The organism is Saprospira grandis DSM 2844 (genome assembly GCF_000275825.1).
GTDB classification, from domain to species: domain Bacteria; phylum Bacteroidota; class Bacteroidia; order Chitinophagales; family Saprospiraceae; genus Saprospira; species Saprospira grandis_A.
Map to the genome: position 1 here is coordinate 375,688 of NZ_JH719942.1, position 16,542 is coordinate 392,229.

The following is a 16,542-nucleotide window of genomic DNA, read 5'->3' on the forward strand; positions in this document are numbered from 1 at the left end:
TGGTTCCATTTGTCCAAATTTTTCTGGCCCTAGCTCAGCCCCCTACTAAATTCAACCGCCGAAGAAAAGCGCCAAAAGCAAAAAAAACTGTGGAGCGGCCTAGCGCTGTGAAGGGGTGGCCGAAGGCCAGACCGAAGGCGAAACGCAGTGAAGCCTGAAGGGCCGAGCAGACCTGCGAGCCCCGCAACATAGCGCCCGCAGCGGAGGCCCCAAATCCTTATCGAGGGGGTTGAAAATCGTGCATAATACTGCCTTCTCTCAAGCCATTTTCTATACTATCCTTTACCCAGAGAATAATGTCTAAAAGCCCATTGATAAAGGTTTTGACGGTATAGGGCGTGATTGGATAATTGTAATACTCGCTAGATTCTGGTGCTTTATGCTGCACAATACTGCTGAGGGTGGCATAAATGATATAGGTCAGAAAAGAGACGTGCATCGGGGCCAGTTTTCGGACCTTAATGAGCTCGATCAGGTCTTTGGTTCGGCTTTGTCCGTCCATTCCATATAGCAGCGGATCGACCTTGAGGGCCTCTCGGCAAAAGACGTTGAGAATAGACTCTTCTAGGCGGCGGACAAAGGCGAGGCGCTCTAGCATTTGCTCTCTTTTGGCCATCGATTTATCGGCTAAGATGCTGAGCAAGAGCGAAACATCTTCTTGGTCCAGATAGCGGTCGGCAAAGTCAAAGACCTCGGGATACTGCTGTTTGATTTTGCTATTTTCTAGTTGGCCCACCTCCTGATGCAGAAACTCAAAAAGGGCTTGCATTTCGTCTTCATCTACGGCTGTTTTCTTTTTGTCGAAGAGGGCAGCCCGTTGGCGCAAGCTAGGTTCTAGCTGCACCCTCCAGGCCGTATGCACACAAAAAGGCAGGGGGCGTTCTTGGCGCAGCTCCATCTCTCTAAGGCGCATAATGGCCTCGTGCACAAAGTTTTCGGCCTCTGTACCTTTGGCTTGTTGTGGATAAATAGGCGCCTTGCCATCTAGAATAACAGCCTGGTATTTACTGTTATTTTGTAGTTCGTGTAGGCCCTCTTGCAAGTTTGTTTTGTTGGTAATGAGGACCTGATACTTGCGGGCCCGTTTAATAAAGGGGCTAGCAAATTGTTGATCATCATCAATCATTAAAACCTGTATTGGTCGGCGGCGTTTTTTGCTCATATTCTTATTTTCTGTAGGGCAAAATAATATCAAATTGCACCTTAAAGGGGTCGCGTTTATCTATTTGCTCCTTATAATGTAGGCTACCCTCGTGGTTTTCAATAATTTGGTGAATGAGGTAGCCTCCGATACCCGAATGTCCAGTATCGCCGGCATAATTGCCATAGGATACAAAATCCTCAAAGGTAAAAGAATTTGGGAAAGCTTTTCCATCATTTTTATATTCTATCAATACTTCTTCTTGTTCTTCTAGCAAAGAAACGGAAAAGCGGATCAGATGTTTTTTATCCTTAGAAAATCCATGGCGGCGGGCATTTTCTACAAAATTGCTCAGGGCCGTGGCCAGTTGTGCTCGGTCGATGAGGGTGGCAATGGGTAATTCTCGGCCTCTTTCATCATCTTCCACCTCAATTTGGATAGAGAACTGTTTTTCTTGGGCATAAAGCTGGGCCCAATCTTCTAGAAAGTCGCGCAATAAAAGCTGTTCTAATTGCATGCGCTCCTTATCTGCGGAGATGATATTGCTGGCCGCATCAATGCTGTTAATGGTATAAATGAGTTGTTGCTCAATTTTGCGCACCACCTTGCCCAATTGGTCCTCTTCTTCGGCTTCTTCGCCCTCAAAAAGGGGATAAATAGAATCGCTCCAGCTCAGGGGCGTTTGCTCTTCCACTTTATCGCCCAGAAAGTCCTTAATATTTTTGAGCTCCGTCAGTATGGCGGGTAAGCGATTGCCTAGTTCATGCTGCAAAGAAGAAATAATGCGCATTTGTCGGTTTTGGGCCGTTTGCTTATCCAGATTGAGGCGGCTGCGCAGGGTTTCCACCTTATGCTCTTCTTCTTTGAGCAAAGACCATTTGGTTTCTTGGACCAATTTGATTTGCTCCTCTAGGCTGAGCAAAGGCATTTGCAGTTGGCCAAATTCCCGCTCTGATATCTGCAAAGCTTCATGATCGGTTCTGAACATATTGAACTGGGCCAAAAACAGTTTTTGATGCAATTGGACCAAAAAGTATTCTTTGTTGATTTTCTTTTGCTGCAAATCAAAAACCAGCACCGATTTGCTCACAATAATGGCTTGGCCGCTATACTCAAAATAGCTGGCCCGCAAGCGCCTGCCTTTGCGATTGACCAAAAAGGCCGAATGTTGCAAGATACGCCCTTCCTCCTCTTCTTGTTCCTCAAAGGGGCAAAGCTTGGCTAGGGCCAACTGATAATCGGCAAACTGCAGGGCCAAATCTCGACTACTCACAAAGGGGTAATCATGAAACTGCTGCTCTTTTTTATGCACCCAAAGCGCTGGCAATTCTCCCGCCATCACTTCCTGCAGTTTGACCAAGGCATTTTGATCGGCCAGGGCCTCTAGTTCCTGAATAAAGGGGGCCGCATAACGCTTGGCATTGAGGTTGGCCCGCTGCTCGAGCAGTTGCTCTACCGTTTTGCAAACCACATAGCCCGCTAGCTCTTGCGGCACCTTCTCGCCACAGCTATGATAAGCCGAAACGATGGCTGCAATTTGCTGGCTCTCCAAACGATGGCGCACCCGACTCTTGGAGGTGGGTTGCAGTTGAGAAGCATTGATAAAAAGAACTTTCCCCTTGCGTTTGGCGGGTTTCTTTTTATGCAAATAGAGCAGGCAAATGGGGGCTTGGCTGGCATAGAGCAGGCCCGCTGGTAGGGTAATTACGGCATCCACCACATCGCGGCGAAGCAAGTACTCTCGCAAACGGCGCTCTTGTCGCTCTTTAAAGAGGGCCCGCATGGGCAAAACGGCAATCATCCGCCCATTCTCATTGAGTTGCTCCAGCATCAATTGTACAAAAAGGCTGTTGCAATCGGTTTCTTCTTGGCCCACATCTAGGGGCAGTTTGACATAAGATCGGTGCTTGACGGCTCGCAGATCGATTTCTTCTCCAAAGGGGAAGTTGGCCAAGGCCAGATCAAATTGCTGAGGGGGTTGGGGCGGATGAAGCAGGCTATTATTTTGCTCCACAACGGCCTCATAGGCTCCATTCATGAGCAAATTCATTTTGCAAAAGGCCCAGGTAATTTGATCTACTTCTTGGGCCAATATGTTTAGGGCGGCTGCTTCTTGCAAAAGGGCCACTAGGCTCCCTGCCTGTCCCGCCGTGGGTTCATAGACCGACTCTCCCGATTTGGGCGATAGCAAAAGGGCCATGAGTTTATTGAGAAAAAGCGGACTGGTAGCGCTACCGCCCGCCTTGCCCCTTCTTTGGGCTGCTCGGCTCAGGCTCTTATTAAAAAAGGCCCCAAACTGCGCAATAGAAAACTGCTTGAGCGAAAAATCGACCTGTTCCAATAGGCCAAATACTCGGGCCAGATGTTGGGCATCGGCCTTATCTTGTAGGGCCACCATTAGGGGGGCAAAAATATTTTCTAAAGAGGGGTTGGCCCTAGAAATTGCCACCAGGGCATCTCGCAAATCGCCAAAGGCCTGCTGTTCGTTTTGGGCCAACTGCTGCCTAAAATTGTGTAGGATCTGCCGTTGTTTTTCAGAAATCTTAATGAAGGCCAATTCGCCTTCTTCTTGTAGACAAATCAGGCGCTTATAAAAGATTAGGCTCAGCAACACATTGGCCGAGTTGCTCAGGTCCCAGGTCCCTCGAAGAGCATCCAAACTACTACTAAATAGGTTGTCCAATTGGTTCTCTAGCTCCTCCTTGCTGCTGGGCGTCCAGCCCGAAGAGATCTGTATTTGATCAAAGTTGATAGATTCCATAGGTATTTTGGCTTGTCTGTTATAGTGTGTCTCTAAATATAGGGTTTTTTATTAACATCTATCTGCTTGTTGTTTTGGGGCCTCCCGCAGCAAGCTGCGGGCGCTACGGTTACTCCCTTTGGTCGTCGAACTGCGGACTAAAGTCCTTGTTGTTGGGGCTCGCAGGTCTGCTCGGCCCTGCGTCGCCTTCGGCTCCTTGGTCTGGCCTGACGGCCACCCCGCCGCATCGGTTACTCCCTTTGGTCGTCGAACTGCGCCCTAAAGGGCTTGTTGTGGCCTGCGGCGGCGGCGCCGCCTGCTAAACCGCCTAAGGACCCAACTGTTACTAATAAGTTAAAGTACTGGCTTAGTGAACTTATTGCTAAGAGCTAATGAGCTAGCTTTTTGTTAGCTCGACCTAAGGCGCCACTAGCTCAACCTAGGGTTTGGCTAGCTTGACCTAGCTTTTTCTTAGCTCCAGCTAATACTTTCCTAGCTCGACCTAAGGCGCCACTAGCTCAACCTAGGGTTTGGTTAGCTTGACCTAGCTTTTTCTTAGCTCCAGCTAATACTTTCCTAGCTCGACCTAAGGCGCCACTAGCTCAACCTAGGGTTTGGCTAGCTCGACCTAGCTTTTTCTTAGCTCCAGCTAATACTTTCCTAGCTCGACCTAAGGCGCCACTAGCTCAACCTAGGGTTTGGTTAGCTCGACCTAGCTTTTTCTTAGCTCCAGCTAAGCGGCTACTCCCTAAATTCAGGGGACGGTTCAGGATTTTGTGTATTAGAATAAAATTTGGGCCTTTAGATTGTTAGGATTTGGCCAATAGTCGCCTAGGGACAAGCCCCTAGGCTAATCCAATGGAGTCAGCCCTGGCGAGGGCCTCCACTGCTGATATATAAGGTCTTGCTAAATGATTATAGCAAAGGAGAATCTTATCCAAAGGCCCTCTTTAGAGGGCTGTCTGAAAAAGCTAGCCTAGGGGCTTGTCCCTAGGCAGCAAAAGGGCCGCACACAAAATCTTAAACAGTCTCTAATTCGGCCAATCATTGCTTAGCGGCTTGTTCTTCAACAACTCCACACAAAATTCAGCGATAAAAACAATTGCTATGCTTAGGGCCCTGGGCTGAAGCCCATGGTTGTGGGGCTGTGCAAACTGGCGGGCTAAAGCCCTTGTTTGCTATAAATGATATGGGCCGATGGTTTCAACCCAGAGGTTCAAAAAAAATCCCCTCGAAGGAGGGGATGGCGATGATTCTATAGCCTAGGGCCTTGGCCCTAGGGATGGCCGAAGGCCAAACGGCCTAGCGATGTGCAGCAGTGGCCTGCAGGGCCAGACCGAGCCGTCGCAGGCGGCGAAGGGCCGAGCGAATAGCGAGCTGCGAAACGTAGCGCCGCAAGGCGAAGCCGCAGCGGAGGCCCCAAAAAGAAATAAAAAAAAGCTTCATAAGCGCTATCTTTCGGTCTATACAAAAGCTTCTGTCATGCCTTATTATCTTCTATTCCTTTGTCTTTTATTTTGGGCTTGCGGCTCAGAAAAGTTGGAGCCTGAGGTGGTTCCGGCCCTGCTTTATCAGTCGGCAGCGGATAGTTTGGCGGCGGTTAGGGATTGGCCGCTGCCCCCTGCGCCGAAGGATAGTTTTTGGTTGGCGGCGGTGGGGGATATTGTGCCGGGGACCAATCATCCGATGGTGCTTTTGCCGCCTCATTTGGGGCGGGATTTGATTGGGGAGCGGCTTCTGCCCTATTTGCAGGAGGCCGACCTTAGTTTTGGAAATTTTGAGACCGTTTTGCGGGATTCGGGCGGGCGGGCCAAGGCTTGTTATGATCCCAAAAGCTGCTTTCGCTTTCGTTTGCCCCCGGTTTATGTAAAGCCTTTTCAGCGGGCGGGTTTTGACATTTTGAATATTGCCAGCAATCATATGGATGATTTTGGGCGGGCTGACCGATTGAATACAGAGCGGCAATTGCAGGACATGGGATTTATGCCGGCGGGGTTGGCGCATCGGCCCTGTGTGTATTTTGTTCGGGCGGGTCGTTCTTGTGCATTTTGTGCTTTTTCGCCTTTTTATGGCAGCTTTAATATGAAAGATACGGCAGCGGTTCGGGCGCAAATTCGAAAAGCCAAGGCCAATTCGGAGCTCCTGATTGTTTCTTTACATGGGGGTGCGGAGGGGCCAGAATATCGGCATCAGCCCAAGGAAAAACCCGAGATTTTTCTGGGTTTTAATCGGGGCAACCTCTATGAGACCGCCCATCTTTGCGTAGATGCGGGGGCCGACCTTATTATTGGGACGGGTCCGCATGTGAGTCGGGGCATGGAGCTCTACAAAGAGCGTTTGATTCTCTATAGTTTGGGGAATTTTTGCACCTACAGCTTTCGGATGAGTCGTTATGGCGCGCATGCGCCCCTGCTGCGGCTTGCTTTGGGGCGGGAGGGGCAATTTTTGGCGGGACAGATTATTCCCATTGTCCAAAAGCATGGGGGCATGCCTCGTTTGGACCCCAAAGGTTTGGCGATAGATGACTTAAGAGAGCTCAGCCGTTCGGATTTTCCGGAGAGTCGGTTGTGGATTCGGGAGGATGGTTGGTTTTTTAGGGAGTAGGGGGGGAATATTCTATCAAAATTTAATTGTAAATTTAGACACCTACATTTCACATAAAACCAATATTAAACATGAGTCTAACAAGGATTTTAAGAGACCCAAGGCGTAGATATTTAAAACAATGGTTTCGTTATTACTTCCCTAATCCAGGAACCCCTGAAGAATATACCATACAAGTAGAATCTAACACTAGCCATAAGGGACTTGTAGGAACTGCATTAGATTATCTTCTCCGATTCAATGTAGAACGAATTAACAAATCGATATCTACAAAACAAAAAACTTATTGGGTAGCCTACTTAGGATTACAACAGTGTGAATTTACGCTAAGTACCTTTGCCAGAGTATCTAGGAGCGCTGTTATTGGCTACAAGTATGATAGAAGAGTAAATGCTTTAGAGTTTTATCAATTACTTCTAGAGCGATTTGACCAAGCTTTAATTAACTATGGTGACTTTCTAATCAATGGAGAATATTCAAGAGCACTTCTTGGATCAGCTCTATTTTTAGCTAAACTAGACTTAGTTGTTAGAGCGGGATTTATTGATGCAACAATAGATGAAACAGAAGAAGATATAGTAGATGAACTAGAAATATTGATTAGTAAAGTATCCTGGGATTTTTTCAAGGCCAAAAAACAATATTTTTTAAATCCAAATTTTGGTAAAGCGTCCTCTTTTGTCGGCGGTGCAGATGCAGATTTAATTATTGACAACACTCTTATAGACATAAAAACAACGCAAGAGCAAAAACTTTCAAGAGGTGATTTGAATCAAATAATTGGTTATTATATACTCTCCTTGTTTGGAAAAGTGAATGATGAGCAGAAACTTAAAATTGATAAAATTGCACTCTACTATGTTCGATACGACTACATGAGGGTATTCAATATATCAGACTTTTACTCTAAAAAAGAATTTAGAACGCGAGCAAAGGAATTTAAGCAGCTTGTAAAGGATCGTGAATTAAGCCTATTGAGTAAAGATCAACTTCTTAAAATTGGAGTATATAAAATCTCTAAAAGAAATTTTAAATGTCCCTATTGTAAAAGTCCTCATTTCACAAAAAGAAAATCCAATACAAGCAGTTACTACTACAAATGTGCGGCTTGTAAAAGACAATTCTCCTCATCAATAAACGTCCCCTCAAATCCCCCCCAACAAAAAAAATAATCCTCCGCCATTTCCAAAAAGATGGTTGTACCTTACTTTGGGATCTTGCGGCTGTCTAGTCAGGATACTTTGGTGCTGAGAGTGGGTTAGTGGGGCGCAAAATTATGGCTGCAGGCCAAAGTGCGGCTAAATGTTCGCTAAGCTGTTTCGAAATTGGCTGTGGGTTTCAAGCGGCAGCTCCCTAACCATCAAGAAAAACTAGCCGCCGAAGAAGAAACTTAAGCTGGAAAAAGACAGATGAGCGGCCTAGCGATGTGCAAGGGGGCGGCGAAGCCGCAGACCCAAGCCGCCGCAGGCGGCTGCAGGGCCGAGCAGACCTGCGAGCCCTGAAACGTAGCGCCGCAAGGCGAAGCCGCGGCGGAGGCCCCAAAAAGTATAACAATTGCGAAATCTTGTATAAGGTAAATAGATCTTATTCGTCTTATTTTTGTAGCGGACAAAATTAAAAACGATGAGTATGAAAAATCCATTTGGAAAAAAAGGCTGGACTCCCGAGAGAATAAAAGACTTGAGTGGGAAAACATTTGTAATCACGGGGACTACCAGCGGAACTGGTTTTGAGGCAGCTCGAATTCTTTTATCGAAGGGGGCTAAAGTAGTTATGTTGAACAGGAACCCTCAAAAAGCCGCTGATACGATTGCCAAGTTAAAAGAAGTAGTTGGGAATAAAATTGATGTAATTAACATTATCATGGACTTGGGTATTCAAGATAGTGTAAAAAAAGCAGCGGCTGAAGTTTTAGAACAGGCAGACCGCATTGATGCTTTAATGTGTAATGCTGCGATTGCGCAAACGCCCAAAAGAAAGGTCACTCAAGAAGGCTGGGAGTTACAAATGGGGGTAAACTACTTTGGGCACTTCACACTACAGGCATTATTGTTCCCATTGATTGAGCAGTCGAAAGGGCGCATTGTAGCCGTTGGTAGTATGGGCTACAATATGGGGTTAAAAACCATTAAGTTTAACGATTTGAATTGGGAAAAAGACTATACCCCCAACAGTGCCTACAGTCAAAGTAAACTAGCGCAAATCATGTCGATCTATGAGTTGAATGACCGATTAAAAGCTGCTGGAAAATCTGATATAAAAGCCTATGCTTGTCATCCGGGTTCTTCTAGAACTTCACTAATTTCGACCAACGGTAGCTTTCTTATGAACCTGATTTTTAACATTATGAAATTAACACCACTGACACAGGCTGCCGAAAATGGTGCTTATCCAGAACTAATGTGTGCTACAGAAGAGAACCTAGATGTAACTGGGTTTTATGGTCCTACGAGTAGAGGCAACTTTGTTGGTCCTGTTGGGCCCCATGAAATTAAGTCGCATGCAAAAGACAAGGCTGTTATGCAACGATTATGGGATCTATCTGAAAAAGAAACAGGCCTAAGTTGGAAAATATAAGCATCTAGTAAAATGCGCAAAAGGGAACGTCCGTATTAGCCATAAAGCAACAGAGAACTATGCTACACTTTAAAACCTTATCAGCCTATTTAGATTACTTAGGGCTGCCACAAGCAGAGCACCCTATGTTTAGTGTATTCCAGGCAAAAGGCGAGGGCTATTTGCCTTGCCCAAGAGAGTCATCTCCGCCTATTACTAACGATTGCTATTCGATTAGTTTAAAGAAGTTTGTGAAAGGTGAGCTAAACTACGGACGCACCAAATATGATTTTACAAATGGTGCTTTAGTCTTTATTGCACCAAGACAAGTATTGCAGTGGGACAACAGTATCGTATTTGAGCAAAAAGGATTTTCGATAAATTTCCATGAAGACTTTTTGAAGGGGAGTTCATTAGCTCATCAAATAAAAAAGTACAGCTTCTTCTCCTACTCTACCAATGAATCTTTGCACCTTTCTCCAAAAGAAGAAAAACAGATCGAGTCAATTGTCGAAAATATTGAGTTAGAATACCTAAACAACCAAGATATCTTCAGTAAAGATATTATCATCTCGCTGCTAGACAGCCTACTAAAATATGCTAATCGCTATTACGAAAGGCAGTTTATAAACCGTAAAGAAATTTCTAGCTCCCTATTGGAGCAATTTCAGGAGCATTTGACTAGCTATTTTGAATCTGGACAGTTGCAGGAGAAGGGGCTCCCTAGTATTAGGGAAATTGCAGATGAAATGTCTGTTTCTCAACGCTATTTAAGTGACAGCCTAAAAAAGGTAACGGGTAAAAGCACGATTGAGCATATACACTTGCATATAGTGGATGAAGCTAAAAACATTTTACTGCAACCCAATAAAACAATTGCCGAGGTGGCCTATGAATTAGGGTTTGAATATCCCCCCTATTTTTCAAGGTTGTTTAAAAATAAAGAAGGCATAAGCCCTAGCGAATACAGAAAAAAATACAAACTAAACTAAAATGGACCTATTAAAACTGGCCTTGGACTGGGCAAAGTCCGAAGTGTTTTCAACTCGCTTTTTCATCTTTTTTGCCCTGGGGTTTTTAATCAGCAGTATTGGGTTTTGGCAATTGGGAAAAACCGATTTAGCCAGGGCGTATATTATCCCGACCCTAGTCGCTGGTATATTACTTCTCATTATTGGTGGTGGCCTCAACTATACCAATATTCAAAGAGTTAAACAATTTGAAACGCATTTCAATACAGATCCACAGGACTTTCAACAATCTGAGATAAAACGTACAGAAGGCACACTTAAGGAATATACCATTGTATTTAAAGTCATCCCAATTCTTATTATGCTGGCTGCCGGTCTAATGCTGCTAACTAATTCACCAACTTCGAGGGCGATTAGTATAACCACTGTTGCTATGCTAACTGTTATTTTGCTAATTGACGGAACAGCTTACTCGAGAATGGAGAGCTATCATAAGAAGTTGACAACAATAATTTTGCAAAAATAATTTATGGCCCTAGGATCCAGAAGATCTTTGCTTTTCTCTACAATCCTCCCCCATTTCCAAAAAGATGGTTGTATCTTAGTATTCTTCCTCACTCCACACAACCATAAATATGCAATTTAAAGACTTTCCCTATCAGCGCCCAGAGCTGGAGCAGATCAAAAGCGAATACCAGGCCCTCATCACGGCCTTTGAGGCGGCCCCTACGGCCCAAGATGCCATAGCCATTCGGCAGCAGATTTTAGATACGAGCTTGCGCTTTAGTGGTCCTTATAATCTGGCTTCGGTTCGCCATTCTATTGATACTCGCGATGCTTTTTATCAGGAAGAGAAGAGCTTTTTCAATCAGGCGGCCCCAGAACTTTCGGCTTTGTCTAATGCCTTTAGCAAAGCGCTTTTGGCCTCTCCGCATAAGGCCGAAATGGCCGAGCAGTTGGGCCAGCATCTCTTCAATTTAGAGGAGATGGCCCTCAAAACCTTTCAGCCCGAAATCATTGAGGACCTCAAAGAGCAAAACCGTCTTTCTACTCGCTATCAAGAGATTAAGGCGCAGGCCCAAATCGAATTTGAGGGCGAAACCTACAATCTTTCTACCCTCAGCCCCCTAGAACTCTCTACCGATAGAGCCCGGCGCAAAGGCGCCCAAACGGCCAAATGGGAGTACTATGATAGTATCTCGGAAGAGGTAGAAGATATTTTTGACCAGCTTGTCAAGCTGCGCCACAAAATGGCCCAAAAGCTGGGCTATGAGAATTATATCGAGCTCGGTTATGCCCGCATGGCCCGCAGCGATTATGGTCCCCAAGAGGTGGCTAAATTCCGCAAGCAGATTGAGGAGCAGGTGGTGCCCCTGGCCCAAACCCTCTACAAAAAACAAGCGGAACGCATCGGTATCGATAAGATGGAGTTCTACGATTTTGCCCTAGAGTTTTTGGATGGCAACCCTACGCCCAAAGGCGATGCAGACTGGATGGTCCAACAGGCTGATCAAATGTATAGCGAGCTGTCTGCAGAAACAAAGGAGTTTTTCCGCTTTATGCAGGACAAAGGCCTGCTCGAGCTAGCTTCCAAAGATGGCAAACGAAATGGCGGCTATTGCACTTATTTCCGCGAACATCAGGCGCCCTTTATTTTCTCCAATTTTAATGGTAGCGCCCACGATTTCACGGTCCTTACCCATGAGGCGGGCCACGCTTTCCAATGCTACCTAACAGGCCGCTCTGGAGCCGATCCCGACTACATTTGGCCCACTTATGAGGCCTGCGAAATTCACTCGATGAGTATGGAGTTCTTTAGCTGGCCTTGGGTCGAGCAGTTCTTCAAAGAGGATAGCGAAAAATTCAAATTGGCCCACCTTGGCGGAGCCGTCACCTTTTTGCCCTATGGCGCTGCTGTCGACGAGTTTCAGCACTTAGTCTATGAACATCCAGAATGGACGCCCGCCCAACGCAATGCCGCTTGGCTAGAGCTAGAAGAGCGCTATATGCCCCATCTCAAATCAAGCGAATCGGGACAGCCCTTTTTGCAAAGAGGCGGCTACTGGCAGCGCCAAACGCATATTTTTGCCAGCCCTTTTTATTATATTGATTATGTTTTGGCCCAAATTTGCGCCTTTCAGTTTTGGGATCGCCAACTTCAGGCGCCCGAAAAAGCTTGGAGCGATTACATCAAACTTTGCGAAACTGGTGGCCGCCATTCTTTCCTCAAATTATTGGAAATCGCCGATTTACAATCGCCATTTTTGCCCGATACCGTAGAAAAAGCCCTGCGCCCCGTCAGAGCCTTTTTGGCCCAAAAATAAATAATGACTGAACTAGAGCTGCCGTTTTTTTGGTGGCTCTTTTTTTCTTTTTTTGGGGCCTGCCGCCTTTGGCGGCCGGGCCCTTTCAGGGCTCGCAGGTCTGCTCGGCCCTGCGGGCTTCGCCCTTGGTCTGCCGCTGCGCGGCACCCTTGCAGGCCCCTAGGCCAAGTCGCTTCGCTCCTTTGCGGCGGCTTCGCCGCCTGCTAGCCGTGGCTGCAGGTTAAAACCAGCAGCCATACAACAACCCCGTTCAACGTCTATACTGCGGAAGAGGATTTAAATCCTCTACCAATAAAAACAAGGGGTATATTTATCATCCGAAATTTTAGTTATAAATTTCCCCATAAATTTCATAATAACCCTAGGGCCAAGGCCCTAGGCTATCGAAAAAATCGCCATCCCCTCATACGAGGGGATTTTCTGTTTCACTAGGCTCCATCAGCAAAGAAGGGCTTTAGCCCGCCAGTTTGCATAGACCCGCAACCATGGGCTTTAGCCCATGGCAGAAAAGGCGAGCTCCTAGAATCTTTAATTAAGCTTAGTCAACAGCGGCTATGCTTAGCGCCCTGGGCTGAAGCCCAGGGTTGTAGACTTGAGCGAACTAGCGGACTAAAGTCCTTGTTCGCTTTTTCTACTTGTAGCTTTCCATTAAGCTTCAGCCCAAAACTACCTAGCCACTAAAAAACGCTTTCTTTATCTCTTATCTCTCCTTTTTCAAAAAACCCCAGAAAAAGTTGAGGGACTAATAGGCGGCTATGCTTACCGCCCTGGGCTGAAGCCCAGGGTTGTTACCTGAGCGAAGAGCGGACTAAAGTCCTTGTTCGCTTTTTCTACTTGTAGCTTTCCATTAAGCTTATTACCTGAGCGAAGAGCGGACTAAAGTCCTTGTTCGCTTTTTCTACTTGTAGCTTTCCATTAAGCTTCAGCCCATGGCCCCAAAACTACCCAGCCACTAAAAGACGTTTTCTTTATCTCTCCTTTTTCAAAACTCTCAAGAAAAAGTTGAGGGACTAATAAATGGGCGTATTTAAAATTTTGTGTCTGCCCTTCTTGCTGCCTAGGGACAAGCCCCTAGGCTAGCTTTTTTAGACAGCCCTCTGCGAGGGCCTTTGGGTATGGCCCTTCTCTGCAAAAGCAGATGAGCAAGGCCGTAAATCATAATTTGAGGCCCTTTAGGGCTGACTCCATTGGATTAGCCTAGGGGCTTGTCCCTAGGCGATGAATGGCAGGCGGCTTCGCCGCCATGGCCGAAGGCCAAACGGCCTAGCGATGGTAGGCAGTGCGGCAAAGCCGCAGACCAAGCAAAAACTTGTTTTTTGCGCAGGGCCGAGCGACCCGACCAACGGGAGCCGACGCAGCGAAGCAAGTAACAGCGAGCCCCGAAACGTAGCGACCGCCGAAGGCGGGAGGCCCCGGCTGCAAATTGATATGGATGAGCACCTAAGACTATCGAATTCGATAATACAACTCCTTCCCGTAATAATAAGAACTATAAATAATTTGATCAAACATATTCTTCTCTAATCCTTGGATTTTTTTTCTAACTGAATTAGTAGAAGTTTGAAAAAAAATATTTCCCACCCCTTTCAACATTCTTATATTTAGTAGCGATGACTTATTCTTCAGAAAATCGTTTTTTGTAACAAAAATAAAGAGTGTTTTAAGCCCTTTCATTTTCTTCATAATGTCTAAATTAGTTGCTGTAATATCGCCTAAATTTAACTTTATATAATTGATATCATCTAATTCCAAAATTACAGGAGAAAATTGTTTCACCCCTCTTAAGTTTAACCCTGTTACAGATACTCTTTTACTCAATAACAACTTTGAAGTTATACTGTCTTCTAGATCTAGTTTACAACCATCAATGTATATAGAATCTTTATAGTTCAAAGTATTGAAGTAAATGGTTTTATCTGTATTTAAATACAGTGCTTTAAGTGAAGGAGATATTTTATCTAAGTTGATCATTTTTATATTATCTCCTCCTACAGCTATTTCGTAAATATTTGGCAATCTTACTAAATATTGAAATGTGGAATTTTTTACATGTTGATTGTGCATCAATAGATTGGTCCATGAATTATTAACTATCAACCATTCTTCAATGCTTTTTCGATTTTTAAACTTCCAAGAAGTTTCAAAAGACTTTATTCCTTTTGAAGAAAAACATTTAGGTATTTTATAACGTACTTCAGCTCTATCGGTAAATTCCCCTAATGATAATGTATCTAAATTCTTAAACTCGCACAAAAACTTTTTAAGTTGTCTAAATGATGCCACATCGATATGTAGTGATGAGACATCTTGATGTTTTTCTACAACTTCTGAAATGAACTTACATTCACCGAACATAAAAGAAACCTTTGAATAATAGTTTGTATCATTAGATATCGTCTTTAACGACATTTCAGGAGTTACAACTAACTCTTGTCCTCTTAAAACAAAAGGGACAGATATCAAAAAAACTAAAAGAAACTTCATATTTATATTTTTAAGGTCCAAACCTTCTATTTAAAACTTTTTTATTATTATTATTTACTCTATCAAATATCTTAGTCCCCTTGTAAGTAGGATAGTAAAATTTACGAAAAGCGTTATTATGATTAAATTTAATGCTAAAACCTGCTCCCCATCGCTTGTATGCTACAAATACGGAAGATTGTTGAGTCTTTTTTGGAAAAGGTAATAGCTGACTATTATAAGCGATAGCTTTACTTCCAGTAAATTTTAATGCACTATATGATATAGAATTGTTTTCATTAGGAATAAATACACATCTAGGATAATTGTCTTCAATCAAATCATCATTAAAAAATATCTCCATTTGCATTGGTGTGAGAGTTGATGTACCTGTACTATATAAGTTATCAAATGGGTTGTATCCAGGATCTATATCATCATGTGGTAAAACCATAGGAATGGTCCGACGTCCTGTAAACCAACCTTTAAATTTCACTCCATCTATAGTATTCATAGTATTGTTTACCCCTTGATGATACCTATCGGCCAACCCAAAAATATGTCCAAATTCATGCGCTGCATAAGTTGTTGGATTTCCTCCTTGGTAATAGAAATATCCTGTTGTTCCTACTGTACCACCATTCACAACATAAGATGTATTTGTTCCATCGGCATGAGGATCCCCAGTACCATTTCCCACTGTAAATAGATTATGGAATTCATTCTGAGGATCATATGTTGCATCAACCTCTAAAAAAGTAACTGCAGAAAGATCTACAGCGACCCCGTTAATGTTTTGATTACTCCAAGTAGCAAGCACAGATGCTTGAAAATTTTGAATATATTGAAGTTTATCCGCTGGAGTCAAAGTTGGATCTTCAAATGAAAAATATACAGCAGCTGTAATTCTACCTGTATTAGGGTCTCCACCTCCATTATCAAATCCTCTTGCAACCCTTGCCACATAACTCCTCGCAAAAGAGGTAGAGCTAATTTCCGTTGATACAGTAGCTTTATAAGACTCTTCTTTTTCTGGATAGCTCACACTTGCCCCAGAAGCATCCGTATAATAAATCGGATTTCCATCAAAGGTATTATAGGGCGATTGATGTGGGAAGGTAATGGGATCCGCAGACCACCAACGGCCCATCCGCCCATCTAGCTCTCTAAAGTAAGTAGTATGATGCCCTGAGCCAATTTCTGGACTTTTGCGCATTCCGTTATGGCCATATTCTGGAGGAATAGCCCCAGGAAAGTTTCGGCCAGGCATTTCCCAACCGTAGGCATAAGCATCCGTAGCCGATAATACATCTGCAAGATAGTAAGTTGCTACCGTTAAGTCTGTTCCCATTGGAAGCTTAATATCGCTTATTTCCATCCGCAAATCTCCTCGGAAATTGCTTAGTGCATAGCGATGATAGCCTCTTTCGTTTTGATATTGTACAGGAGCTGCGCTATCTATATCACTATAAAACGCTATGCCTTCTCTTCTCCATGTCGCCACGCCCAGTTCTTGCGTACGCAAATAAACTGCTGTAGAGATCTCTGTCGTCACTGTTGAGTAGGGCGTCCAAGTGGGTTTGGCTTCATACTCATAAGTAGCTTCCAATGCCCATTTTATTTCAAAGAACGAACTCTAAAGATAGTATTTTTTTTCTTTTTTTGGGGCCTGCCGCCTGCGGCGGCCGGGCCCTTACAGGGCTCGCAGGGCTGCTCGGCCCTGCGCCAGCAAGCTGGCTGGGT

The 16,542-nt window shown here is 44.6% G+C and carries 10 protein-coding genes; 6 read left to right on the plus strand and 4 right to left on the minus strand.

Translation table 11 applies throughout. From position 1 onward, the window contains the following. Window positions 1–217: 217 nt before the first annotated feature. Together SAPGRDRAFT_RS01935 and SAPGRDRAFT_RS01940 are read right to left on the minus strand one after the other, a co-directional pair. The gene (locus SAPGRDRAFT_RS01935) at window positions 218–1,162 is read right to left on the minus strand and encodes a hypothetical protein (protein ID WP_002656748.1); all 945 of its coding nucleotides are present in this window, start codon (window positions 1,160–1,162) and stop codon (window positions 218–220) included. A gap of 4 nt (window positions 1,163–1,166) precedes the next feature. Then, the gene (locus SAPGRDRAFT_RS01940) at window positions 1,167–3,902 is read right to left on the minus strand and encodes an N-6 DNA methylase (protein WP_002656750.1); all 2,736 of its coding nucleotides are present in this window, start codon (window positions 3,900–3,902) and stop codon (window positions 1,167–1,169) included. 1,461 nt (window positions 3,903–5,363) lie between these two features. Between SAPGRDRAFT_RS01940 and SAPGRDRAFT_RS01945 the strand changes: the two genes are divergently transcribed. The 6 genes from SAPGRDRAFT_RS01945 (at window position 5,364) to SAPGRDRAFT_RS01970 (ending at window position 12,336) form a co-directional block, all read left to right on the plus strand. Then, window positions 5,364–6,485 (plus strand): CapA family protein, encoded by a 1,122-nt coding sequence (locus SAPGRDRAFT_RS01945; RefSeq protein WP_002656754.1) that lies wholly within the window; start codon window positions 5,364–5,366, stop codon window positions 6,483–6,485. A 71-nt stretch (window positions 6,486–6,556) separates the two neighbouring features. After that, the gene (locus SAPGRDRAFT_RS01950) at window positions 6,557–7,657 is read left to right on the plus strand and encodes a hypothetical protein (RefSeq protein WP_002656756.1); all 1,101 of its coding nucleotides are present in this window, start codon (window positions 6,557–6,559) and stop codon (window positions 7,655–7,657) included. Between the two features lie 457 nt (window positions 7,658–8,114). Then, the gene (locus SAPGRDRAFT_RS01955; RefSeq protein WP_002656757.1) at window positions 8,115–9,062 is read left to right on the plus strand and encodes an SDR family NAD(P)-dependent oxidoreductase; all 948 of its coding nucleotides are present in this window, start codon (window positions 8,115–8,117) and stop codon (window positions 9,060–9,062) included. A gap of 59 nt (window positions 9,063–9,121) precedes the next feature. Next, window positions 9,122–10,033 carry a helix-turn-helix domain-containing protein gene (locus tag SAPGRDRAFT_RS01960; protein WP_002656758.1) on the plus strand — a complete coding sequence of 304 codons (912 nt, stop codon included), beginning with the start codon at window positions 9,122–9,124 and terminating at the stop codon, window positions 10,031–10,033. 1 nt (window position 10,034) lies between these two features. Beyond that, entirely contained in the window at window positions 10,035–10,538 is a 504-nt protein-coding gene (locus tag SAPGRDRAFT_RS01965) for a hypothetical protein (protein ID WP_002656759.1), read from the plus strand. A 109-nt stretch (window positions 10,539–10,647) separates the two neighbouring features. Then, complete coding sequence (locus tag SAPGRDRAFT_RS01970) at window positions 10,648–12,336, plus strand: M3 family oligoendopeptidase (protein ID WP_002656760.1); 1,689 nt, start codon at window positions 10,648–10,650, stop codon at window positions 12,334–12,336. Between the two features lie 1,446 nt (window positions 12,337–13,782). Here SAPGRDRAFT_RS01970 and SAPGRDRAFT_RS01980 read toward each other — a convergent pair. Continuing rightward, entirely contained in the window at window positions 13,783–14,820 is a 1,038-nt protein-coding gene (locus SAPGRDRAFT_RS01980) for a hypothetical protein (RefSeq protein ID WP_002656761.1), read from the minus strand. 10 nt (window positions 14,821–14,830) lie between these two features. Continuing rightward, window positions 14,831–16,408 (minus strand): hypothetical protein, encoded by a 1,578-nt coding sequence (locus SAPGRDRAFT_RS01985; protein ID WP_002656763.1) that lies wholly within the window; start codon window positions 16,406–16,408, stop codon window positions 14,831–14,833. Between the last annotated feature and the right edge of the window lie 134 nt (window positions 16,409–16,542).